We start from the raw sequence: 21988 nt of genomic DNA, 5'->3' as shown, positions 1-21988 counted from the left end.
CCTGGCCTGGGCGTTCCTCACTCGGCGGATCCGTCGCGCAGTCGGCGCAGCACCTCGGACAGCTCCGGGCCGGGCCGATCGACGAGGAAGAGCTTGTCCCGACTGGCAGCGCCGGCACGCAGTGACACCGCGGCGGGTCGAACGCCCAAGGCGCCGGCCAACGCCCGGCGGGCCGCCTCGGTCGCCCGACCGTCGACAGCCGGGTCGTGCACCGCGATCACGAGGGCGGGCCCGTGCGGTCCATCGAAGCGGCCACCCACCCGGTCCCGGGAGGCGCCAGGCTTCACCCGTACCGCCACCGTGAGCGTGTCCTGAGCGGGCACCGGTGCCCGCTTCAGATCGGCCGGGCGTCGGCGAGCAGGACGGTGGCTGGCGCGCATTGAGCGCACGGAGTGAAACCGATCTCGACGGCCTCGGCGACCGGCAGCGTCTCGGCCACCCGGCCAAGCAGGTGCGGGCAGTTGGCGAGGTGGTAGCGGGGGCGACCGTCCACCACCTCGACGGCATCCGGCAGTCGAGCCACCCGGGCTGCCTCGGCGGGAGTGACCGGCTGCTCGGCCGGCTCCTCGGCTGCCTGCGCGCCGAAGCGGGAGGCGTCATCGGTCGACGCCGCGAACGGCGACGCCGGGCTGACGGGCCTGGCGCGAGAGGAGGCGTCGTCGGTCGGAGTCACGAAGGGCGACCCCTGGTCGAACGGCGACCCCTGGTCGAACGGCGGCGCGTCGTCGACGCGCGGGTCGAACGGCGGCACCTCGTCGAATGGCGGCGCGTGGTCGACCGGCGGCGCGGGTGGTTGCCGCCACCCGGTGCCGCCGGTACCGACCGTCGTGGGCATGTGCTGGACCGGCACCTCCGGCTCGACCAGCGGTGGCCCGTACGCGACACCCGGCGTGGCCTGGCTGGCCGTGCGGGGTGCGTCAGGGTGCCGCCAGCCGGTCCGGCCGGGGTCCGCCGTAGCGCGGTTGGCGGCTGCCTGGCGGGCGCCCACCACCAACGCCACGGCGGCCAGCAGACTGGCCGCGATGGAGATGATCAACATGAAGCTGGAACCGCCGGCCAGGCCGAGCACCAGCAGGACCACCGCGACGAGGATGAGCAGGAGACTTGCGACTATCACGGCTCACCCCCGCCGCGTCGTACCGTCCAGGCAAGGCCGGCGACCGTCACCATTGGCGGACAACGATCGCCGGCTGGTGCTCAGCGTCCGGCTTCGAGGGCGCCGGAGCGCCCGCCGCCGCCGTACGAACCGGCGAGACCCGCAGCGGCCAGACCGTTGCCGCCAGCGACCCGGCCTGCCTCGGAGCGGGTCATCTCCGCCTCAAGGCCCTGGCCGCGACCGTCGAGGTCACGCAACTGGCTCTCCAGGTACGCCTTGAGCCGGGTGCGGTACTCGCGCTCGAACTGCTTGAGCTCTTCGATGTGCTTCTGCAGCGCCGTGCGCTTGGCGTCCAGGCCGCCCATGGCCTCCTGGTGCCGCTGGCGGGCGTCCCGCTCAAGGGCGTCAGCCTTCGCGCGCGCCTCCCGGGTCACCTCCTCGGCCTTGCCACGGGCCTCGGACAGCAGCTGGTCGGCCTCGCGGCGAGCGTCGGACACGTGGTCGTCGGCGGTGCGCTGGGCCATCATCAGGACGCGCAGGGCCTGCTGCTCACCGTCACCGGTGGCACCGCCGGCCGGGCCGCCGGTCGCACGGACCTGCTCCAGCTCGGCCTGCATCGCGCGGGCAGCCTGCTCGGCCGCCGACTTGTCGCGCTGCACCCGGTCCAGCTGGGCCTTGACGTCATTGAGCTCCGCCGCCAGTCGGGCGTCGCCGCCGGGGCCGGCGGGGGCACCGCCACGGCCGCCGCGCTCCACCTGGGCGCGCAGCTCGTTGTTTTCCTCGATGAGACGGGCGAGCTCGCGCTCAACCTCGTCCAGGAAGGCGTCGACCTCCTCCTCGTCATACCCCCGCTTGCCGATCGGCGGCTTTTTGAAGGCGACGTTGTGGACGTCGGCCGGGGTCAGCGGCATCGAAACTCCTCGGGTCAGTTGCGGCCGCGAAAGCGCGTCGGTCATCAGGCAGATGCCCTGATCGACGGCCCTAACACGAACTCCATCAGCACGAACAGGATAACCAGGAGCACAAGGGAGGCCAGGTCGATGCTCACGTTACCAATTCGCAGCGGAGGGATCACACGCCTCAACGCGTTGAGAGGGGGATCAGTGACGCTCCACACGGATTCCAATCCTGCCGATGCTCCACGCCCCGGTTGCCAGCGACGGCCGTACTGCAGGACGGCGCTCAACACGAACCGGGACAGAAGAACGAGCAGGAAGACATAAAGGATCAGGTACAGCACTTGCAGTAAGATCGACAACACGGTCAGCGACGTCCCTCGGGTCGGGCGGGGTCAACTCAAACTGAAAAAGCCGCCCTCAGCGATCTTGGCCTTGTCCTCTGCGGTGACCTGGACGTTAGCCGGTGAGAGCAGGAACACCCGATTGGTCACGCGCTCGATCGTACCGCGCAGGCCGAACGCCAGACCGGCAGCGAAGTCCACCAGACGGCGGGCATCGGCCTCATCCATCTCGGTGAGATTGATGATCACCGGAACGCCGTCGCGGAAGTGCTCACCGATGGTGCGCGCCTCCCGGTAGGTGGTCGGGTGCAGCGTGGTGATCTGGTAGCGCTGCTCCTCCTCGGGCATCGCCCGCTCACGCGACGTGACCTGCGGCGCGAGGGCAAGATTGTCCCGGGTGTGGTAGGTCAGCGCGCCGGAGGTCTCGCCAGCCGACGACCGGGTGATCGACCGTACGCTGGACCGCTCGGCCCGTTCCGGACGCTCACCGTCGCCGCGCTCGGACTCGCTCAACCGCCCGTTCCGCTCGGAGAGTCGACCCCGCTCACTGGCGCGCGGCCGGGGAGCCGGCGGCTCCTCGGTGTCGTCCTCGTCCTCGTCGGCGAACTCCTCGGCGTACCGGCTCTGCCGGTAACGCGAGTCGCGGTAGCCACCCTTGTCGTAGCCACCGTCGTCGTAGGCCCGCTCGTCGTCTTCTTCGACCAGACCGAGCCAGACCCCCGCCTTGCGCAGTGCACCCATCCCGCGCCCTTCCGTCCGCCGTGCGGCACGCGCCCCCGTGCCGTGTCGCCCGTCGCGAGTGGACAACCATGCCCATCGGACCGGAACGGCAATCCCCCGGCGCGCGATTCGCGTCGCACGCCACGACCCCCGACTAGGAGACGCCGCCCCTGAAACAACACTGATGTAATTTGCTTGTCTGCGGTCAGGCTACCGCAGCGTGGGACGCATTCCGAGCAACGCGCTACCGACGCGGACATGTGTCGCGCCGTATCGGATCGCGATTTCGAAATCTCCGCTCATCCCCGCGGACAGCGCGGTCGCTCCCGGATGGACTGCCCGAAACGCCTCGGCGACCTCGGCGAGTCGTGCGAAGGCCCGGTCCGGCTCCCAACCCAGCGGCGCCACCGCCATGAGCCCGGCCAGTCGCAACCCCGGCGCGTCGGCCACCGCCTCGGCCACCGGCTCCAGCCCGGCCCCCGGGTCGGCCGACCCGGGCAGCGCACCGCCTCGGGCCGCGTCGCCGTCGATGCTGACCTGCACCAGGGCGTCCAACGGCAGCTCCCGGTCCGCGGCCGCGGTGGCCAACGCCCGGGCCAGCCGAACACTGTCGACGGAGTGCACCACGTCGGCGTACCGAAGCACCGAGCGGGCCTTGTTGCGCTGCAGCTGACCAATGAAGTGCCAGCGGGGACTCACCCCGGCAGCCGCGACCTCGGCGGCCTTACCGGCCGCCTCCTGGTCGCGGTTCTCCCCCATGTCGGTCACCCCGAGCCCGGCCAGCGCCAACACGTCGCTGGCCGGGTAGGTCTTGGTCACCGCGATCATCGTGACCTCGGCGGCATCCCGACCGGCCTCTTCGCAGGCGTGGGCGATCCGGGACCGGACCTGAGCCAGGCCGGCCGCGAGTTCGGCGCGCCGGTCCGGTCGTACCGTGGCTGAGCTGTCGGTCATCGGCGGTGCTCAGGACCCGTTCTTGAGGAAGTCGGGAACGTCCACGTCGTCGAAGAGCACCCGACGGGGCGACTGGGCCGGAGCCGGCATGGTGGCCGGAGCAGGCGCCGGGGTGCTCTGCTGCGCCGGCTGGTTGGTGTTGGTCTTGCGGGTCGGCTCGGCCGCCTTGTACGCGGGCGTGCCACCGTCGAAGCCCGCCGCGATGACCGTCACGCGCACCTCGTCGCCGAGCGCGTCGTCGATGACCGCGCCGAAGATGATGTTGGCGTCCGGGTGGGCCGCGTCGGTGACCAGCTGGGCAGCATCGTTGATCTCGAACAGGCCCAGGTCGGAGCCGCCGGCGATGGAGAGCAGCACACCGCGTGCGCCGTCCATGCTCTGCTCCAGCAGCGGGCTGGAGATGGCCGCCTCGGCCGCCTCGACCGCGCGATTTTCCCCGCGGGCGCTGCCGATGCCCATCAACGCGCTGCCGGCACCGCTCATCACGCTCTTGACGTCGGCGAAGTCCAGGTTGATCAGACCCGGGGTGGTGATCAGGTCGGTGATGCCCTGCACGCCCGAGAGCAGCACCTGGTCGGCGGTGCGGAACGCGTCCATCATGCTGATGTTGCGGTCACCCAGGGCCAGCAGCCGGTCGTTCGGAATGACGATCAGCGTGTCGCACTGGTTGCGGAGTTCGTCTATTCCCGTCTCGGCCTGCACCTGGCGGCGCTTGCCCTCGAAGGAGAACGGTCGGGTCACCACGCCGATGGTCAGTGCGCCGAGCTTGCGGGCGATGTTCGCCACCACGGGGGCGCCGCCGGTGCCGGTGCCGCCGCCCTCGCCGCAGGTCACGAAGACCATGTCGGCGCCCTTGAGCACCTCTTCGATCTCGTCGCGGTGGTCCTCGGCGGCGTTCTTACCGACGTCCGGGTTGGCCCCGGCCCCCAGACCGCGGGTCAGCTCACGGCCGACGTCGAGCTTGACGTCGGCGTCACTCATCAGCAGCGCCTGGGCATCGGTGTTGATCGCGATGAACTCGACGCCCTTGAGCCCAACCTCGATCATCCGGTTGACGGCGTTGACGCCGCCACCCCCGATGCCGACGACCTTGATGACCGCCAGGTAGTTGTGCGGAGGTGTCATCTCCGGTCCTTTCCTTCGAGATTGGCTTCGGCCGACCGGGTACGGCGTGGCCAGCCCAGTGGCCGACGACAGCTGTCACCAGCGAGGATCAGAGGTGAACCCTCACCCTCTACTAGAGGCTTACAGTTATGTCAACCACTGATCCTCTTCGGGGCAACGTAAGCGCCGCCGCGCGATGAGCCAAGGACCCGCCCGGCGTGTCGCCGACCGGAGCGCGACGGGTCACGTTTCCGCACGCTCCCCGGTCAGCGGAAGGTCACCACGTCCGGTGCGCTCACGTCGATCCGATCCGTGTCCTCATCGAGCAGTGCGGTGGCCACCCGAGCCTTGTCCGTACCCCGGGTCGCGTCACCCCAGACCACCGTCCGGTCCCCCCGCAGACGCAGGCTGATCCGGGCCAACCCCTCCACGCTCACGTCCACCAGCTCCGCACGGAGCTGCGGGGTCAGCGCGACGAGCACCTCCAGCGCGGCCCGGGTGCCCGGGTCGTCGGCGGCCGGACGGACCACCGTCACCTGCGGCAGCCCGGCGGGGCGTCGATCCACCGTCCGGAACGCCACCCCGGTCCGGTCGATCAGGGCGAACGCCTCCCCCTGCGGCACGGCCGCCACGGGGGTCCGCTCGGTCACCCGCACCACCAGCGTGCCGGGCCAGTCCCGGGACACCGTGGCCCGCTCCACCGGCGGCAGCGCGCCGACCCGGCGGGCGGCGGCGGCCAGGTCCACCCGGGCCAGTGGCACCCCGTCGGGCACCCCCACCGCGTCGCGCACCTGCACCGGAGTGACCAGCTTGGCGCCGTCCACCGTCACCTCACGGACGCCGAACAGCCCGGTGCCGAGCACCGTCCAGGCGATCAGCCCGGCCAGCGCGAGCACACCGGCGGCCACCGCCCACGGCAGCGCCGCACGCATGCGACGCTGCCGGGCACGCGCCATGAACCGGCGGGTCGAGGGCGGTACCGCGTCCCGTCCCGCCCGGACCAGCTGCCAACGCCGGGCCGGACCGCGGCGCGGTGCGCCGCCGTCGGCGGCGCTGGTCCGCCCTCGGGCCGGGCCGGGACTCATCCGGCCGTGGGCGCCGTGCCGCCGGGTGCGGCGGTGCCACCGAGGGCCGCTCCGTCGCCGCCGGCCGTGGCCCCACCGGGCACCGGATCACCGATCGCCGGGGCGGTGGCCACCGGGTCGACGGTCCCGGTCGGTGCGGACCCGGCGGTACGCCCACCCAGGGCGGCCAGCAGTTCGTCACCCATCAGCGAGATCGGCGGGGCGCCCATGGTCACCACCACGTCCCCCGGGCAGGCCCGACGGGCCACCTCGACCGGCGCCGCCTCCCACGAGTCGACGAAGACCTTGCGGTCCGCGGGCAGGGCAACCGCCTCGATCAGCGCCGCCGAGCCCTCGCCGGGCTGGCGCAGCTCACCCGGCCCGAAGACCTCCAGCAGCACCACCTCGTCGGCGATGGCCAGCGCCTCGGCGATGTCCGCCTGTGAGTCGCGGGTGCGGTACAGCCGGTACGGCTGGAAGACGACGATCAGCCGCCCCTCCCCGGCCACCTCGCGCAGCGTCTGCATCGCCAACGTCATCGAGGTCGGGTGGTAGGCGTACTCGTCGTAGACCAACACACCGTCCGCGGTGCCCTTGCGCTCGAAGCGCCGTCGCACACCGGGGAAGACCGCCAGCGCGGCCTCCGCCGCCTCCAGCGGCAGTTGCAGCAGGTACGCGGTCAGCACCGCGGAGGCGCTGTTCAGACCCATGTGCCGCCCCGGCACCGGCAGCCGGAACTCGCCCAGCGACCGGCCGTCGATCGCGGCCAGGTAGCGCACACCACGCGCGGAGGAGACGACCTCGGTCAGCCGCAGGTCGGCGTCGGCCGCCTCGCCGTACGTGAACACCCGCCGCCCCTCGGCACGCAGGGTCTCGGCCAGCCGCCGACTGCCCGGGTCGTCGGCGCAGGTGATGATGAACCCGTCCGGGTCGGTGAGGCGAGCGAACTCCACGAACGCCGCCTCCAGCGTCGCGTAGTCGCCGTAGGTGTTCAGGTGGTCCGCCTCGACGTTGGTGATGATCGAGACGTACGGGCGGTAGATGAGGAACGAGCGGTCGCTCTCGTCCGCCTCGACCACGAAGTGCTCGCCGGTGCCGTGGTGGGCGCCCGAGCCGACCTCGGAGATCTCCCCGCCAATCACGAAGGACGGATCCACACCGGCCTGCTGGAGCACCATCGTCACCATCGAGGTGGTGGTGGTCTTGCCATGCGTGCCGGCGACCGCCACCGCCCGACGGCCGGTCATCGCCGCGGCGAGCGCCTCCGAGCGGTGCAGCACCCGCAGGCCGCGCCGACGCGCCTCGACCAGCTCCAGGTGGTCCTGCGGAATGGCCGAGGAGTAGACGACCGTGTCCACACCGTCGAGGTTGGTCGCCTCGTGGCTGAGGTAGATGGTGCCGCCGAGCGCCCGCAGCCCCGCCAGCGAGGGCCACTCACGCAGATCGCTGCCGGAAACCCGGATGCCCCGGGTGAGCAGCAGCCGGGCCACGCCGAGCATGCCCACCCCACCCACCCCGATCAGGTGAACCGCACCCAGGTCCTCGGCGGTGAGCGTGCCGGCCGGGGTGAACTGCGCGGTCATCGGGCCACCGCCTCGATCACGAAGGAGCGCAGCGCCTCGTCACCGTCGCGCCGCCCGTACGCCGACGCCGCGGCACCCATCGCGTACAGCCTCTGCGGGTCGCGGATCAGCGGAATGACGGTGCGCTCCAACCAGTCCGGGGTGAGCTCCGCGTCGTCGACCAGCAGCCCGCCGCCGGCCTCCACCACGGGCAGCGCGTTGCGCTTCTGCTCCTGGTTGCTGTGCGGATACGGCACGAAGATCGTGGGCAGCCCGATCGCGGCCACCTCGGCCACGGTCATCGCCCCGCCCCGGGCCAGCATCAGGTCGGCTGCGGCGTAGCCCAGCTCCATCTCGGACAGGTACGGCAGCGTCACGTACGGCACCGGCAGATCGGTGGGGATCGGCACCGGCTCGTTGCGGGCGCCCATCACGTGCAGCACCTGCACGCCGTTGCGGGCCAGCTCCTTGGCCGCCCCGGAGACCGCCAGGTTGATCGACCGGGCGCCTGACGAGCCACCGGCGACGAAGAGCACCGGCAGGTCCGGGCGGAGCCCGAAGTGGGCGCGGGCGGCGTTGCGCAGCGCGTAGCGGTCCAGCGCGGCGATGGAGCGGCGCAGCGGCACCCCGACCACGGTGGCGTCGCGCAGCGCCTCGGCCTGGCTGGGCTGGTGCGGGAAGCCGACGGCGATGTTCTTGGTGAACTTCATGCCCAGCCGGTTGGCCACGCCCGGCGGCACGTTCACCTCGTGGATCACCATGGGCAGCTCGCGGCGCCAGGCTGCCAGGTAGGCCGGCACCGAGACGTACCCGCCGAAGCCGACGACCACGTCGGCGCGTACCTCGTCGATCACCTTGCCCGCGGCGCGGGCCGCGGTCCACATCCGGCCCGGGGTACGGACCAGGTTCATGTTGACCGACCGGGGCAGCTGGTACGCCGGGATCTGCCGCAGCTCGTAGCCCTGCGGCGGGATCAGCTCGTTCTCCATGCCCTTGGGTGTGCCGAGGCAGGTGATCCGGACGCCCGGGTCGTGTCGGCGCAGGCAGTCGGCGAAGGCGAGCAGCGGGTAGATGTGTCCCCCGGTGCCACCTCCCGCGAGCACCACCGAACGCAGCGGACCCATCAGCGTCTCCTCTCGCTCGCCGTACCCCTGCGGCTCCGGTCCTGTCGGACCCCGCGCGGCACGGCCTGATCGTCGTGGCGCCGCTCGCGGGACCGGGGCACGGACCCTCGGCCAGCGGGCGGCGTCGCCGCTCGGCGGCGCCGGCCGGGAAGCGGCGGCAACGGGGCCCAGAGTAGTCGGACCCACCGGGCCGGCGGACGGGCATGCAGTGCTCTGGCCGCATCGGGTTCGGCGCGGGCGAAGGACGCCAGCATCCCGATCCCGGCCAACGTCACGACCAGGGCACTTCCGCCGTCGGAGATGAACGGCAGCGGCAGGCCGGTGATCGGCAGCAGCCCGACCACCCCACCGATGTTGATCACGGCCTGGCTGACCAGCCAGGTGGTCACGGCGGCGGCGGCGAGCCGGCGGAACGGGTCGTCGACCCGCCGGGCGATCCGCAACCCGGTGTACGCGAGGACCGCGAAGAGGCTGAGCACCACGACGCACCCGATCACGCCCAACTCCTCGGCGATGATCGCGAAGATGAAGTCGTTGTGCGCCTCGGGCAGCCAGTCCCACTTCAGGCTGCCCTTGCCCAGCCCGACGCCGAACCAGCCGCCGTGCTCGATGGCCAGTCGACCCTGGTAGAACTGGAGGCAGCCGTCGAGCTTGCACGTCTCCGGGTCCGGCGGGCTGAGGAAATTGGCCAGCCGGGCGAAGCGGTAGTTCTCCTCGCCGCTCTCGCCGGAGCCGGCACCCAGCGAGGCCACCGCGATGAGCAGGCCGACGCCGAGCAGACCGACCACCGTCAGCGCGCCGAAGACCCGCATCCGTACGCCGGCGGCCCAGAGCAGACCCACCACCAGGGCCAACAGGCAGAGCATCGTGCCCACGTCGTTGTAGCCGACCAGGACGAAGAGCAGACCCATCACGGGGAAGAGCGGGGTGGCCAACTCCCGCCACCAACCCAGCGCGGCACCCTTGCGGGCGATCAGGTGCGCGCCCCACAACACCAGCGCGAACTTGGCCAACTCGGAGGGCTGCACCTGGATCCCGCCGATGAACAGCCAGAGCAGCCGCGCCTCGATCGGGCCGATCTGTGCCGACTTCTGGTTGGTCAGCCGGGCGTAGGCCAGCAGGAGGTTGAGCAGCAGCAACAGCGCGATCGAGGTGAACAGCAGCGGCCGGCCCAGCGATCGGTAGGTGCTGGCGGGCAGGCGCTGGCAGACCCAGAACGCCCCGATGCCGATCACCGCGAAGATGGCCTGCTTGGTCACCGAGGCCGAGGCGTTGCCGTCCTCGGCGTAGTCCTTCACGCTGGTCGCCGAGAAGACCATGGTCAGCCCGATCAGCAGCAGCAGGCCGGCGCTGGACATCAGCAGGTAGTAGGAGGCCAGCGGCCGGTCCAACAGGCCGCGTAGTGCGGCGAGCCCGCCGGCCGCGTCCATCCCGCGCACGGCGGTCAAGCCACCGGTCGTGGGCTCCTGCGGTGGTGGTTCGGATCCCGGCTGGGCGGACCCGCCGGGCCGCGGGCTGGCCTTGGCCTCCGCCACCGGATCACGCACCGATCGTGTCGCGTCGGCCGCGTTGGTGCGCTGTTCCTCCCCCATCTGCCCATCATCACCGCTCTGCCCGGATGCGCCCACCGCAACGCCCCTCTCGGCGTGTCGCCGTCGCCCCACGCTCGCCCGTCCTGGCCCGCGCCGATCTAGGGAGAATTGCTGCTAGCTGATCTTCAACCACTGCAACTTGCCCTAGATCGACGCGCTCAGGGGGTGGAGGGCGCGGGGGCAGGGGGTGGAGGGCGCGGGGGTGGGGGGTGGAGGGCGCGGGGGTGGGGTAACGGGTCAGGTCATGTTGGCGAGGAACTCGCTGTAGAAGAGGCCCAGGGCGATGGCTACGCCGATGCCGGCGATGATCCAGAAGCGCACCACGATGTTGACCTCGCTCCAGCCGGCCAACTCGAAGTGGTGCTGCAGGGGCGACATCCGGAACACACGTTTACCGGTGGTCTTGAAGGAGATGATCTGGATCACCACGGACATCGTGATGATCACGAAGAGCCCGCCGATGATCGGCAGCAGCAGGATGGTACGGGTGGACATCGCCATGCCGGCGATCAGGCCGCCCAGCCCCAGCGCCCCGGTGTCGCCCATGAAGATCCGCGCCGGGGACGTGTTCCACCACAGGAAGCCCACACAGGCCCCGGCCGCCGCTCCGGCTATCAGCGCGATCTCCAACGGGTCGCGCACGGCGTAGCAGTAGTCCTGCGTGTAGCTCGGGTCGGCGCACCAGTGCCGGTACTGCCAGAACGCGATCAGCGCGTACGCGGCGAGCACCATCACCGAGGCGCCGGTGGCCAGACCGTCCAGGCCGTCGGTGAGGTTGACGCCGTTCGTCGCGCCCATCACCACGAAGATGAAGATGATCACCGCGCCGACCTTGCTGACCTCCAGGACGTTGATGTCCCGGATGAAGCTCAGCGTGGTGCTGCCCACCGTCTCGGTGTTGGTCGCCAGGCCCGTCGCGTCGGTCATCGTGCTCGGGAAGTACAGCGCGACCACACCGAAGACCGCGCCGACCAGGATCTGGCCGAACAGCTTGCCGCGCTTGTTCAGACCGGCGCTGTTGCGCTTGCGCACCTTGAGGAAGTCGTCGAGGAAGCCGACCGCGCCGGAGAAGACCATCAGCCCGAGCAGCACCAGCGCGGTGATGGTCGGCTCGACCTGGGCGATCTGCGCGTCCGGCAGGGTGGTCAGGGCCAGGTGGCCGGCCACGTACGCGATCACCGTGGCCAGGATGAAGACCACGCCACCCATCGTGGGCGTGCCCTTCTTGGTCTGGTGCATGGCGGGGCCGTCGGACCGGATCGGCTGGCCGGCCTTGAGCCGGGTGAACACCTTGATCGCGATGGGGGTGCCGAAGAGCGAGACGATGAAGGCCACCCCGACGGCGACGATGACAGCCCTCATCGGGTTGACTCCCCAGCGGCGTCGGCGCGCAGGGCGTCGGCCACCTCCCACGTCCGGTACCGGGAGCCCTTGACCAGGACGACGTCACCTGGTCGTAGTTCGCCCCGCAGCACCTCGATGGCCGCCGCCTGATCGGTGAGCAGCACCGACTCTCCTCCCCAGTTCGCTACCGCTGTCGCGCCTTCGTGAATCGGCGCGGCCGGCTCGCCCACCACGAGCAGCCGGTCGACACCCAGCTCGGCCACGAGTTGGCCGACCTCGGCGTGGCCGTCGGACTCGAACGGGCCCAGCTCGGCCATGTAACCGAGCACCGCGACGGTACGCCGCCCCTCGCCGAGGCTGGCCAGCGCCCGCACCGCGACCGCCATCGAGGCCGGGTTGGCGTTGTACGAGTCGTCGATGACGGTCACGCCGTCGGGCCGATCGAAGACGTCCATGCGGCGGGTCGAGACCAGCCCCAGCTCGCCGAGCGCCGTGGCCAGCTCGGCCAGCGGCATGCCCAGCTCCCGGGCGACCGCCGCCGCGGCGAGCGTGTTCCAGACCTGGTGACGGCCGGTCAGCCCGAGCCGCACCGGCGCGCGCCCCTCCGGGGTGACCAGGGTGTACGACGCGTGCCCCCGCTCGTCCAGCGTGACGTCCTCGGCCCGCACGTCGGCGTCCGGCGCCTCGCCGTAGCGGACCACCCGGGCCTCGGTGCGACTCGCCATCGCGTCCACCCGTGGGTCGTCGGCGTTCAGCACGGCCAACCCGTCCGGTGGCAGGGCCTCGACCAGCTCCCCCTTGGCCACGGCGATCGCCTCCTGCGAACCGAACTCGCCGATGTGCGACGTGCCGACGTTGAGCACCACGGAGATCCGGGGCGGCACCAGCTCGCACAGGTAACGCACGTGCCCCACCCCCCGCGCGCCCTTCTCCATCACCAGGTAACGGGTGTCCGGCCCGGCCTGCAGGGCGGTGTACGGGTGCCCCAGCTCGTTGTTGAACGAGCCGGGCGGCGCCACCGTGGCCCCCAGTCGGGCGGTGAGCTGACCGATCAGGTCCTTCGTGGTGGTCTTGCCGGAGGAGCCGGTCACGCCGATCACGGTCAACCCGGGCAGTCGGTCCACCGCAGCGCGGGCCAACCGACCCATCGCGGTCAGGGCGTCGTTCACCAGCACCATCGGCACGCCGGGCGCCTCACGGCTGCCGAGCACCGCCACCGCGCCGGCCTGGACCGCCGTCGCCGCGTAGTCGTGCCCGTCGACCTTCTCCCCCGGGAAGGCCACGAAGAGCGAACCGGGCCCCACCTTTCGCGAGTCGAACTCCACCGAACCGGTGACGGTGGTGTCCGGGTCGACGGCCACCAGCCGCCCGTCGACCGCCGCGGCCACCTCGGCCAGGCTCAGCGCGATCACCGCTGACCCGCCAGATCCCCGAAGCGGGCCCGCAGCGCGTCGGCCAGTTCGATGCTGTCGTCGAAGGGAAACACCTCGCCCGCCACCTCCTGGCCCCGCTCGTGCCCCTTGCCGAGCAGCGCGATCACGTCACCCGGCTCGGCCAGCCGAACCGCCTCGTCGATCGCGGCACGACGGCCGGCCACCTCGATGATCCGGGCGGCCGTGCCGGCCCGGTACGCCCCGGCGAGCACCTCGGCGCGAATCTCCGACGGCTCCTCGGTACGCGGGTTGTCGTCGGTAACCAGCACCACGTCGGCTCCCTCCGCCGCTGCGGCGCCCATCACCGGCCGCTTACCCCGGTCCCGGTCTCCGCCGGCGCCGATCACACAGATCAACCGGCCGGCGCTCAGCTCGCGCAGCGCGGCCAGCGCGGCCACGATCGCGTCCGACTTGTGCGCGTAGTCGACCACCCCGCGCACCGGAGCGGCGACGTCGACCAACTCCAGCCGGCCCGGTACGCCACCGCAGGCGGCCACCCCGGTCGCCGCGGTAGCCGGGTCCACCCCGGCACCGACCAGCGCGGCGATGGCCAACAGCGCGTTGGCCACGTTGTGTCGGCCGGGCAGCGCAACCCCGGTGGACAGGACCACCCCGTCCGGGCCGTGCGCGGTGAAGCGCTGGGCGTACCCCTCGCCGCTCACGCCGTCGGCCCACCAGGTCGCGTCCTGGTCACCGGCCGCCGAGTAGGTGACCGTCGCCGGCTTGAGCAGCGGCCGCAACGCCGGGTCGTCATGGTTGAGCACCTCGATCGCGCAGCGCCCGTCGAAGAGCTGGGCCTTCGCGGCGAAGTAGTCGTCGCTGTCGGCGTGGAAGTCCAGGTGATCGGAACCGAAGTTGGTGTAACCCCCGACGGCGAACCGGACACCGCCCACCCGGCCCATGGCCAGCGCATGGCTGGAGACCTCCATGACCACCGCGGTGACCCCACGCTCACGGGCGGTGGCCAGCATGGCGTGCAGGTCGGTCGCCTCGGGGGTGGTGCGCACACTGTCGATCACCAGATCACCGAGCCTGGTCTCCACCGTGCCGATCAACCCGGTGGTGTGGCCGGCGGCCCGCAGCCCCGACTCGACCAGATACGCGGTGGAGGTCTTTCCGGCGGTGCCGGTCACCCCGATCATGGTGAGACCGGCGGTCGGGTCGCCGTACACGGCCGAGGCCAGCTCGCCGAGCACGGCGCGCGGGTCGGGCACCACCAGGACGGGCAGGCCGATCCCCGCCGCCAGCTCCGCACCCGCCGGGTCGGTCAGCAGGGCCACGGCACCCGCCTCGGCGGCGCCGGCGGCGAACTCCGCGCCGTGCCGACGGGCACCGGGCAGCGCCGCGTACAGGTCGCCGGGATGGACCTCCTGGCTGGCGTGGGTAGCCCCGGTGACGATCACCCCGGCGGCGTCCGCCGGGAGGTCGACGGCGAGGCGGACGGCGAGATCACCGAGCCGGACTCCGGTCACGGTACGTGGACGTGGATTGCCGGGCACGGCGTCAGACCCTACCCGGTCGTCCGGTTCTGGCCGCACAGCCGCCCCGGTGGTTCGTCGGCACTCACCGATGATGTCCCGCCGTCGCTGCTCAGCGCGGATAGACCACGAACTTGGGTGCGGAACCGCCCGCGGACGGCGGTACGCGGTAGTGACGCAGAGTGAACTGCATCATGTCGCGGAACGCCGGCCCGGTGATCGCCGCGCCCCCGCCACCGGGCGCGTACACGAAGACCGCGATCACGTACCGGGGGTTCTCGGCGGGCGCCATGCCGATGAAGGAGGACACCTCGCCGGGCTGCTTCTTGCCGTCCACCAGCCGCCACCCGGTGCCGGTCTTGCCCGCGACCCGGTAGCCGGGGACGGCGGCGGCCAGGCCGGTGGCACGGTCGACGGTGGTGACCGCCTCCAGCATGGTGCGCAGGGCCGCCGCGTTCTGCGGGCTGAGCACTGACCGGGTCACCGGGGCCGGCGCGGGCGTGTGCTTGCCGTCCGGGCCGATCACCTCCTTGACCAGGTGCGGCTGCACGTACGTGCCGTTGTTGGCGATGGCGGCGTACGCGGCGGCCATCTGCAGCGGCGTGGCGTCGACGCTGTGCCCGATCGGCACCGACCCGTGCGACGATCCGCTCCACTCGTCGGCCGGCAACAGCCGCCCGCTGGCCTCTCCCGGCATCCCCTCGCCGGTGGGCTTACCCAGCCCGAACCGCTTCTGGTAGTCGATCAACCGGTCCCGGCCGAGCTTCTCGGCGATGGTGATGGTGCCGACGTTCGACGAGTAGGCGAGCATTCCCGGCACGCTCATCCGCTTGCCGTTGGCCGGGTGCGTGTCGGAGAACCAGGTGTCGCCCATCTTGATGCTGTTGGCGATGGGCAGCGTGGTGTCCGGGGTGATCACCCCCTCCTGCAACGCCGCGCCGTAGGTGATCGCCTTGTGGATCGAGCCGGGGTCGACGACGAAGCTGGTCGCCGCGTCCTCGCGGGCGACCGGATCGCTGGGCAGCGGCTTCGCGGCGTCGTAGGTGGGATTGCTGGCCTGCGCCAGCACCGCACCGGAGGGAATCTCGATGATCACGGCCACGCCGGTGCCGCCGCGCTGCTGCGCCATCGCCGTGCTGAGGATCTGCTGCGTCCGGAACTGCAGGTCACGGTTGATGGTGAGGGCCAGCGAGCTACCCGGCTTGGCGGGAGTCGTCCGGCTGAAACCGCCCGGGATCGGTGCGGCGAGGTCACCGAGGCCGGCCTCGTACACCCGCTTGCCGTCCTGCCCGGCGAGCAGGTCGTCGTAGCGGGCCTCCAGCCCTTCCAGCCCGGCCATGTCCTGGCTGGTGAAGCCGATCAGATTGGCCGCCAGGTCACCACCGGGCACGTCCCGGCGCTCGTCACGGTGCACCCCGATCCCCGGCAGCTCCAGCGCCTGCACCCGCTTGGCTGTCGGAATTTCCACGCCCCGGGCCAGGTAGGCGAACGTGGACGCGATGCCGTTCTCCAGCTTGCGAGGCTTCATCTGCTCGACGAGCTTCGACGCCGGGATCCCGAGCAGCGGGGAGAGGGCCTTCGCGGTGGCGGGCGGGTCCTTCACCTTGGTCGGGTCGGCGAACACGTACCGCGCCTCGACGCTACGGGCCAGCGGGGCGCCGGTGCTGTCGTAGATCGCACCCCGCGGCGCGGGCAGCTCGACCGTGCGGGTGCGATCGGCGACGCCGCCCCCGGCGTACGCCGGAGCGTCGACCGCCTGAAGGAAGATCAGCCGGATCCCGATGGTGGCGAACAGCGTCAGGGCGAGCGCGGTGCCCAGCCGCAGCCGCAGCCGCGAGTCGGCCAGCTTCGGTGGCCGCGGTGGCTTGCGGGACGGCCGACGGGCCGCCGGGCGGTCGGTACGGCGCGGCGCGCGCGGTGTGGTCCGGCGGCGCGGCGGCGGCTCGTCGACGCCTGGGCCACGGGGTTTGCGCGGCGCGACGGTGCGCACCACGCCGCCACGTCCGGCGGCCGGGGCGTCGCGCCGACCGGCGCGGGCAGCGGCCCGACCGCCGTCGAGCACCTGCAACGCGGGCCGGAACGGGTCGCCGGAACGGGTGCTGCGCGGTGTACGCCGCTGCTCGGCGCCCCCGCTCCGCGTCGGCGTGCCGCGCTCCTCGCGGACGGTCCGGCCCCTCGGGGTGTACGCCCGAGCGCCGGAAATGCCCCCGATACCCGGCTCGCCGGCGCGCGGCTCCCCGTCGGTGGGGCTGGTGTCACGCGAAGAACCGCGCCGGGTCCCCTTGGGGTCCCGGCGCGGCTCGTCCGACCTTGGTGGCACGGGTCAGCCTCCTGCACCCTGGCTGGTCACCGACGGCTGGCCGGTCGCCGGCTGCGGCACGCCGATGGTCTTGCCGTCCGGCAGCCGGATGTATCCCGGCTCGCCGGCGTCGACCAGGCCCAGCCGCCGCGCCTCGGCGGTCAGGTTGCCCGGCGCCTCGGCATCGGCGATCTGCTTGTCCAACTGCTGCTTCTCCAGGTCCAGTCGAGCCTGCTGCTGCTGCAGCCGCTCCAGCCGGAACGCGTTCTCATTGATCTTGGTGTTGACCGCCAGGATGCCCAGCACCCCACCGACCACCAGCACCACGATCAGCGCCGCGAACGGCGCGCGCGGCACCGATACCGGCGGCGGCGGCGCCACCCGCAGCCGGGGCGGGCGGGCGCTGACGACGCTGGCGGCCTTCTCGGCCGGCCGCAGCGCGGCGGTGCCCTGAGTCGGGAACTCGCGCGCCCCCCGGGCGCGAGTCTCCCCCTGCCGGTTCACTGGATCGATGCGTGGCGTACGGTTCTCCACGCGCGGAGCCCGCTCCGCCGCGGTCCGGCCCCCCGACCGCGGTGTGCGCTGCCCGCCGCCGGTGACGTCCCGGCGGTCGCGCTTGTCAATGTTCATGTCCCCTCCCCCTCAACATCCGTCCCTCTACCGTCCCGATGCCCCCTGACCCCCACGGATCAGGCGGACCCCGTGCCCGGCTGGTGCATTCCCTTCACCCTTCGGCGAGACCGTTCGCGGTCGGTCCGCCCTTGCTCAGTCGCGTTCGGGTCGAGCCGTTCCGCTGCCCGCAGCCGCACCGAGGCGGCGCGCGGGTTCGCAGTGACCTCCACTTCCCCGGCCAGTTCGGCGCCCCGGCTGAGCAGCCGGAACGTCGGACCCGACCCGGGAAGCTCGACCGGGAGGTCGATCGGGCCCTTGTTGCGGACCCGGTCCGCGAGCGCCGCCTTGGTGAGCCGGTCCTCCAGGGAGTGGTAGGACAGGACCACCATGCGACCGCCCACGGTCAGTGCGTCGAGTGCGGACGGCAGCGCTGTCTCCAGCGCTGCCAGCTCTCTGTTTACCTCGATCCGTAAAGCCTGAAACGTTCTCTTTGCCGGGTGCCCACCCGTTCGTCGGGCTGGCGCCGGGATCGAGTCCCGAACCAACTCCGCCAACAGCGCGGACGAGGTGATCCGGGCGCGTTCCCGCTCCCGGATGATCGCCGAGGCGATCCGGCCGGCGAACTTCTCCTCGCCGTAGACCCGCAGCACCCGGGCCAGGTCCGGATGTGCGTAGGTGTTGACCACCTCTTCGGCGGTCACCCCCCGGGTCTGGTCCATCCGCATGTCCAGTGGCGCGTCCTGGGCGTACGCGAACCCGCGGTCGGGCGCGTCCAACTGCAGCGACGAGACACCCAGGTCGAACAGGATCCCGTCGATGCCCGGATAGCCCAGCCGGTCGAGCACATCGGGCAACTCGTCGTAGACGGCGTGCTCCAGATGCACCCGATCGGCGAACCGGGCCAGTCGGACCCGCGCGTGGGCGAGCGCCTCGGTGTCCCGGTCGAGCCCGATCAGGACCGTCTCCGGGTGCGCCTCCAGCACCGCCTCCGCGTGCCCGGCCAGGCCGAGCGTGGCGTCGACGTGGACCGTTCGGCCGCCTCGACCCAGCGCGGGGGCCAGCAGCTCGAGACACCGCTCGAGCAGCACCGGCACGTGCGTGCCGCGCAACTCCCCCATGTTGACCCCCACTGGTTGAAACGTCCGTTCTCGTTCGTGCGCCTGCCGTCGGACGGCGCTGCCGTCGTACTGCCAGATCCCCATCCGCTCCCGCCGGGCACCGGGCTCTCGCCCGATGACTGGATCGTGCGCCTGGCACCGGGGAAGGGATGCCAGGAACTCGAAAGCGGCTGGAGATCTCGCAGTACGTCGGGCGCAGTTCCGCCCTACAGACCGCCGGGCAGCACCCCCTCCTCGATGTCGGCGAAGTCGTCTTCGCTCTCGGCGAGGTAGGTCTCCCAGGCGACCTTGTCCCAGATCTCCACCCGCGTGCTCGCGCCGATGACCACCAGCTCGCGGTCCAACGCGGCGTACGCCCGCAAGTGGGCCGGAATGGTCACCCGACCCTGCTTGTCCGGAACCTCGTCGTGCGCGCTGGCGAAGAAGACCCGGCTGTAGGCCCGGGACGCCTTGTGCGTCATTGGCTGCGCGCGCAACTGCTCCGCGATTCGCTGGAACTCAGGGGTCGGGAAAACGTAGAGACAGCGCTCCTGCCCTTTGGTGACCACGACACCCCCCGCCAGCTCATCCCGAAACTTGGCCGGAAGGATCAACCGGCCCTTTTCGTCCAGGCGCGGAGTGTGGGTGCCGAGAAACACGGCCCTACCCCCCTTGCCCCTGAGCGGCGTTCGCGGCGCCGCTGACCCCCCGGGCCGGTGAGCCCTCCCGGCCTCACCATTGGTCCCCACTCTACTCCACTTCCCTCCACCTGCAACCAGATTCGCCCGCGTGGCGCGCCCGATCGGACGGCAAAACCGCACGTCACAAGGGGTGGAGCGCAGTGGAGGGGCACGGCACCCCTCCGGCGTGGTCCGCTTTCCGACATAGATCGACTCCGTCCGGTGGACGCCCACCCGGCCACCCGCGCGGCCACCACGGCCGAACGGTTCACCGTCGGCGGCGATCTGGAGGGGCGGGCGGTCCGGTAACCTCGCTCGCGTGACGGACGCGAAAATGCCCCTACGGGCCAAGGTGGCCAGCTCCGTGTCACGGACCGCCGCGGCGCTCTCCCGGGCCGCCGGCCGTGGCGACGGTTCGGTGATCGGCGGGTGGATCGGCCTGAAGATCGACCCGGACCTGCTGGCCCACCTGTCGGCCGGGCGTGCGATCGCGCTCGTCTCCGGCACCAACGGCAAGACCACCACCACCCGGTTGACCTCCGCCGCGGTCGGCGTGCTCGGCCGGGTCGCCACCAACTCGTTCGGCGCCAACATGCCCAGCGGGCACACCTCGGCACTGGCCAAGGCCGGCAGCACCCCGTACGCGGTGCTGGAGGTCGACGAGCACTACCTCGCCCAGGTGCTGGAGGCGACCGAGCCGCACGTCGTCGCGCTGCTCAACCTCTCCCGCGACCAGCTCGACCGCGCCAAGGAGGTCGCCATGATGGCGCAGCTCTGGCGCGCGGCACTGGTCCGGCACACCAACGTACGGGTGGTGGCCAACGCCGACGACCCGTTGGTGGTCTGGGCCGCCACCCCTCCGGCTGACCCCGCCCGCGGCATCAACCCGCCGCACGTCACCTGGTTCAGCGCCGGCCAGCGCTGGCACGACGACTCCTGGGTCTGCCCGGAGTGCGGCTCCACCATCCAGCGCTCCGGGGACCAGTGGTGGTGCACCGGCTGTCCGCTGCGCCGACCGGAGCCGCAGTGGGTCGTCGAGGACGAGGGGGTGCTCGACCCCACCGGCGCCTGGCACAAGGTCTCCCTCCAGCTGCCCGGCAAGGTCAACCTCGGCAACGCGGCGACCGCCTTGGCCGTGGCCGCGGAGTTCGGGGTTCGGCCGGTCGACGCGGTGTCGCGCCTGGGCATCGTCACCTCGGTCGCCGGCCGCTACGCGCAGGTCGACAAGGACGGGCGCAACATCCGGCTGCTGCTGGCCAAGAACCCGGCCAGTTGGCTGGAGGCCTTCGACATGGCCGATGACGCGCCGACCCTGCTCTCCATCAACGCGCGCGACCCCGACGGTCTCGACACCTCCTGGCTCTTCGACGTCGACTTCGCACCGCTCCGCGGCCGGCAGGTGCTGATCACCGGCGACCGGGCGTACGACCTGGCGGTCCGACTGGACATCAACGACGTGCCGTTCCAGCACGTACGCACGTTCGACGACGCGATCCGGTCGGTCCCGCCCGGGCGGCTGGAGGTCATCGCGAACTACACCGCGTTCCAGGACATCCGAGGGGAGTTGGACCGTGTCATCTGAGAGTCTGCGCATCGTCTGGATCTACCCCGACCTGCTCTCCACCTATGGCGACCGGGGCAACGCGCTGATCCTCGCCCGGCGGGCCCGCCAGCGCGGCATGCCGGTCGAGGTCGTGGAGGTCCGCTCCGACCAGCGGCTGCCCGCGACCGCCGACATCTACCTGGTCGGCGGCGGCGAGGACGGCCCGCAGGCGTTGGGCGCGCAGCGGCTGCTCGCCGACGGTGGTCTGCACCGGGCGGTCGCCCAGGGTTCGGTGGTGTTCGGCGTCTGCGCCGGCTACCAACTGCTCGGCACCTCCTTCTTCGCCAAGGGCGTGCAGTGCCGAGGCCTGGAGCTGCTGGACCTGCAGTCCGACCGGGGCGAGAGCCGGGCTGTCGGCGAGCTGGCCGGCGAGATCGACCCCCGGCTGGGTCTGCCCCCGCTGACCGGCTTCGAGAACCACGGCGGCCGCACCCACCTCGGCCCGGAGGTCTCCCCGCTGGCTCGGATCACCGCAGGCGTGGGCAACGACGGTGCCACCGAGGGCGCGTGGCGCGGCAAGCTGTTGGGCACCTACTCGCACGGCCCGGCGCTGGCCCGCAATCCGGCCCTGGCCGACCTGCTGCTGCGCTGGGCCACCGGGGCGCACCAGCTCCCACCGCTGGACGACACCTGGTCCGACCGGCTCCGCAACGAGCGCCGCTCCGCAGTGGCCGCCGCCCGGGCATGATCCGTGCCGTCCGGCGGCTGCTCCGGCAGCCGTCGGCCGCCCGGTTCGCCCTGCTCGTGCTGCTGATCGGCTCCTGCGGGCTGCTGCTGCTCCTGGTGCCCCGGCCGGATCCGGCGCAGCTGCCGCTGCTGGCCGACCGGCTGGGCGACCTCGCCCCGGTGGCGGCGGTCCTCGGCGGCGCGCTGCTGCTGGTCGTGCTGGTCCCCCGGACCTTCATCACACTCGCCGCGGGTGCCATCTTCGGCCCTCTGGAGGGTGCCGCGTACGCCCTGGGCGCCGCACTGGTGGCGGCGGCGAT

20 protein-coding genes and 1 pseudogene are annotated in these 21988 nt (G+C 71.9%); 3 read left to right on the top strand and 18 right to left on the bottom strand.

The window, feature by feature from the left end; all coding sequences use genetic code 11:
- Positions 1 to 17 precede the first annotated feature (17 nt).
- The 18 genes from ABZT18_RS21930 to mraZ form a co-directional block, all read right to left on the bottom strand.
- On the bottom strand, positions 18 to 323 hold the full coding sequence (locus ABZT18_RS21930) for a DUF167 domain-containing protein (protein ID WP_354994841.1): 306 nt from the start codon (positions 321 to 323) through the stop codon (positions 18 to 20).
- A gap of 11 nt (positions 324 to 334) precedes the next feature.
- Entirely contained in the window at positions 335 to 1117 is a 783-nt protein-coding gene (locus tag ABZT18_RS21925; RefSeq protein WP_354994842.1) for a hypothetical protein, read from the bottom strand.
- A gap of 80 nt (positions 1118 to 1197) precedes the next feature.
- Positions 1198 to 2007 carry a DivIVA domain-containing protein gene (locus tag ABZT18_RS21920; RefSeq protein ID WP_354994843.1) on the bottom strand — a complete coding sequence of 270 codons (810 nt, stop codon included), beginning with the start codon at positions 2005 to 2007 and terminating at the stop codon, positions 1198 to 1200.
- 44 nt (positions 2008 to 2051) lie between these two features.
- Complete coding sequence (locus ABZT18_RS21915; RefSeq protein WP_354994844.1) at positions 2052 to 2357, bottom strand: YggT family protein; 306 nt, start codon at positions 2355 to 2357, stop codon at positions 2052 to 2054.
- A 30-nt stretch (positions 2358 to 2387) separates the two neighbouring features.
- A complete protein-coding gene (locus ABZT18_RS21910) occupies positions 2388 to 3077 on the bottom strand; it encodes a cell division protein SepF (RefSeq protein WP_354994845.1) in 690 nt (229 codons plus the stop codon).
- A 189-nt stretch (positions 3078 to 3266) separates the two neighbouring features.
- Complete coding sequence (locus ABZT18_RS21905; protein ID WP_354994846.1) at positions 3267 to 4010, bottom strand: YggS family pyridoxal phosphate-dependent enzyme; 744 nt, start codon at positions 4008 to 4010, stop codon at positions 3267 to 3269.
- A gap of 9 nt (positions 4011 to 4019) precedes the next feature.
- Positions 4020 to 5135: a cell division protein FtsZ gene (ftsZ, locus tag ABZT18_RS21900; RefSeq protein ID WP_354994847.1), complete on the bottom strand. Its 1116-nt coding sequence runs from the start codon at positions 5133 to 5135 to the stop codon at positions 4020 to 4022.
- Between the two features lie 245 nt (positions 5136 to 5380).
- Positions 5381 to 6199: an FtsQ-type POTRA domain-containing protein gene (locus ABZT18_RS21895; protein ID WP_354994848.1), complete on the bottom strand. Its 819-nt coding sequence runs from the start codon at positions 6197 to 6199 to the stop codon at positions 5381 to 5383.
- On the bottom strand, positions 6196 to 7761 hold the full coding sequence (gene murC / locus ABZT18_RS21890) for a UDP-N-acetylmuramate--L-alanine ligase (protein ID WP_354994849.1): 1566 nt from the start codon (positions 7759 to 7761) through the stop codon (positions 6196 to 6198). Before murC ends, ABZT18_RS21895 begins: the two co-directional genes overlap by 4 nt.
- Positions 7758 to 8864 (bottom strand): undecaprenyldiphospho-muramoylpentapeptide beta-N-acetylglucosaminyltransferase, encoded by a 1107-nt coding sequence (murG, locus tag ABZT18_RS21885; RefSeq protein WP_354994850.1) that lies wholly within the window; start codon positions 8862 to 8864, stop codon positions 7758 to 7760. The genes murC and murG overlap by 4 nt, the downstream gene beginning before the upstream one ends.
- On the bottom strand, positions 8864 to 10294 hold the full coding sequence (locus ABZT18_RS21880; protein ID WP_354994975.1) for a putative peptidoglycan glycosyltransferase FtsW: 1431 nt from the start codon (positions 10292 to 10294) through the stop codon (positions 8864 to 8866). The genes murG and ABZT18_RS21880 overlap by 1 nt, the downstream gene beginning before the upstream one ends.
- Before the next feature lie 399 nt (positions 10295 to 10693).
- A complete protein-coding gene (mraY, locus tag ABZT18_RS21875) occupies positions 10694 to 11818 on the bottom strand; it encodes a phospho-N-acetylmuramoyl-pentapeptide-transferase (protein WP_354994851.1) in 1125 nt (374 codons plus the stop codon).
- Entirely contained in the window at positions 11815 to 13212 is a 1398-nt protein-coding gene (murF, locus tag ABZT18_RS21870; RefSeq protein ID WP_354994852.1) for a UDP-N-acetylmuramoyl-tripeptide--D-alanyl-D-alanine ligase, read from the bottom strand. Before murF ends, mraY begins: the two co-directional genes overlap by 4 nt.
- A complete protein-coding gene (locus ABZT18_RS21865; RefSeq protein WP_354994853.1) occupies positions 13209 to 14771 on the bottom strand; it encodes a UDP-N-acetylmuramoyl-L-alanyl-D-glutamate--2,6-diaminopimelate ligase in 1563 nt (520 codons plus the stop codon). Before ABZT18_RS21865 ends, murF begins: the two co-directional genes overlap by 4 nt.
- 52 nt (positions 14772 to 14823) lie before the next feature.
- Positions 14824 to 17031, bottom strand: a complete 2208-nt coding sequence (locus ABZT18_RS21860; RefSeq protein ID WP_354994854.1) for a penicillin-binding protein 2 — start codon at positions 17029 to 17031, stop codon at positions 14824 to 14826.
- 3 nt (positions 17032 to 17034) lie between these two features.
- Complete coding sequence (locus tag ABZT18_RS21855; protein WP_354994855.1) at positions 17035 to 17640, bottom strand: hypothetical protein; 606 nt, start codon at positions 17638 to 17640, stop codon at positions 17035 to 17037.
- A 59-nt stretch (positions 17641 to 17699) separates the two neighbouring features.
- On the bottom strand, positions 17700 to 18740 hold the full coding sequence (gene rsmH, locus ABZT18_RS21850; RefSeq protein WP_354994976.1) for a 16S rRNA (cytosine(1402)-N(4))-methyltransferase RsmH: 1041 nt from the start codon (positions 18738 to 18740) through the stop codon (positions 17700 to 17702).
- A gap of 206 nt (positions 18741 to 18946) precedes the next feature.
- A complete protein-coding gene (mraZ, locus tag ABZT18_RS21845; protein WP_354994856.1) occupies positions 18947 to 19378 on the bottom strand; it encodes a division/cell wall cluster transcriptional repressor MraZ in 432 nt (143 codons plus the stop codon).
- Positions 19379 to 19733: 355 nt separating this feature from the next.
- Between mraZ and ABZT18_RS21840 the strand changes: the two genes are divergently transcribed.
- From ABZT18_RS21840 to ABZT18_RS21830, 3 genes and pseudogenes are all read left to right on the top strand, one after another.
- Positions 19734 to 20981 (top strand): MurT ligase domain-containing protein, encoded by a 1248-nt coding sequence (locus tag ABZT18_RS21840; RefSeq protein ID WP_354994977.1) that lies wholly within the window; start codon positions 19734 to 19736, stop codon positions 20979 to 20981.
- Positions 20971 to 21690: a glutamine amidotransferase gene (locus tag ABZT18_RS21835; RefSeq protein WP_354994857.1), complete on the top strand. Its 720-nt coding sequence runs from the start codon at positions 20971 to 20973 to the stop codon at positions 21688 to 21690. The genes ABZT18_RS21840 and ABZT18_RS21835 overlap by 11 nt, the downstream gene beginning before the upstream one ends.
- A pseudogene (locus tag ABZT18_RS21830) lies at positions 21687 to 21988 on the top strand (TVP38/TMEM64 family protein); the annotation flags it as partial. The gene ABZT18_RS21835 and the pseudogene ABZT18_RS21830, both read left to right, overlap by 4 nt.

It is taken from the genome of Micromonospora sp. NPDC005291, assembly GCF_040607415.1.
Taxonomy (GTDB): domain Bacteria; phylum Actinomycetota; class Actinomycetes; order Mycobacteriales; family Micromonosporaceae; genus Micromonospora.
The sequence above is the reverse complement of the archived record's forward strand: the minus strand, read 5'-3'. Positions and strand labels throughout refer to the sequence as shown.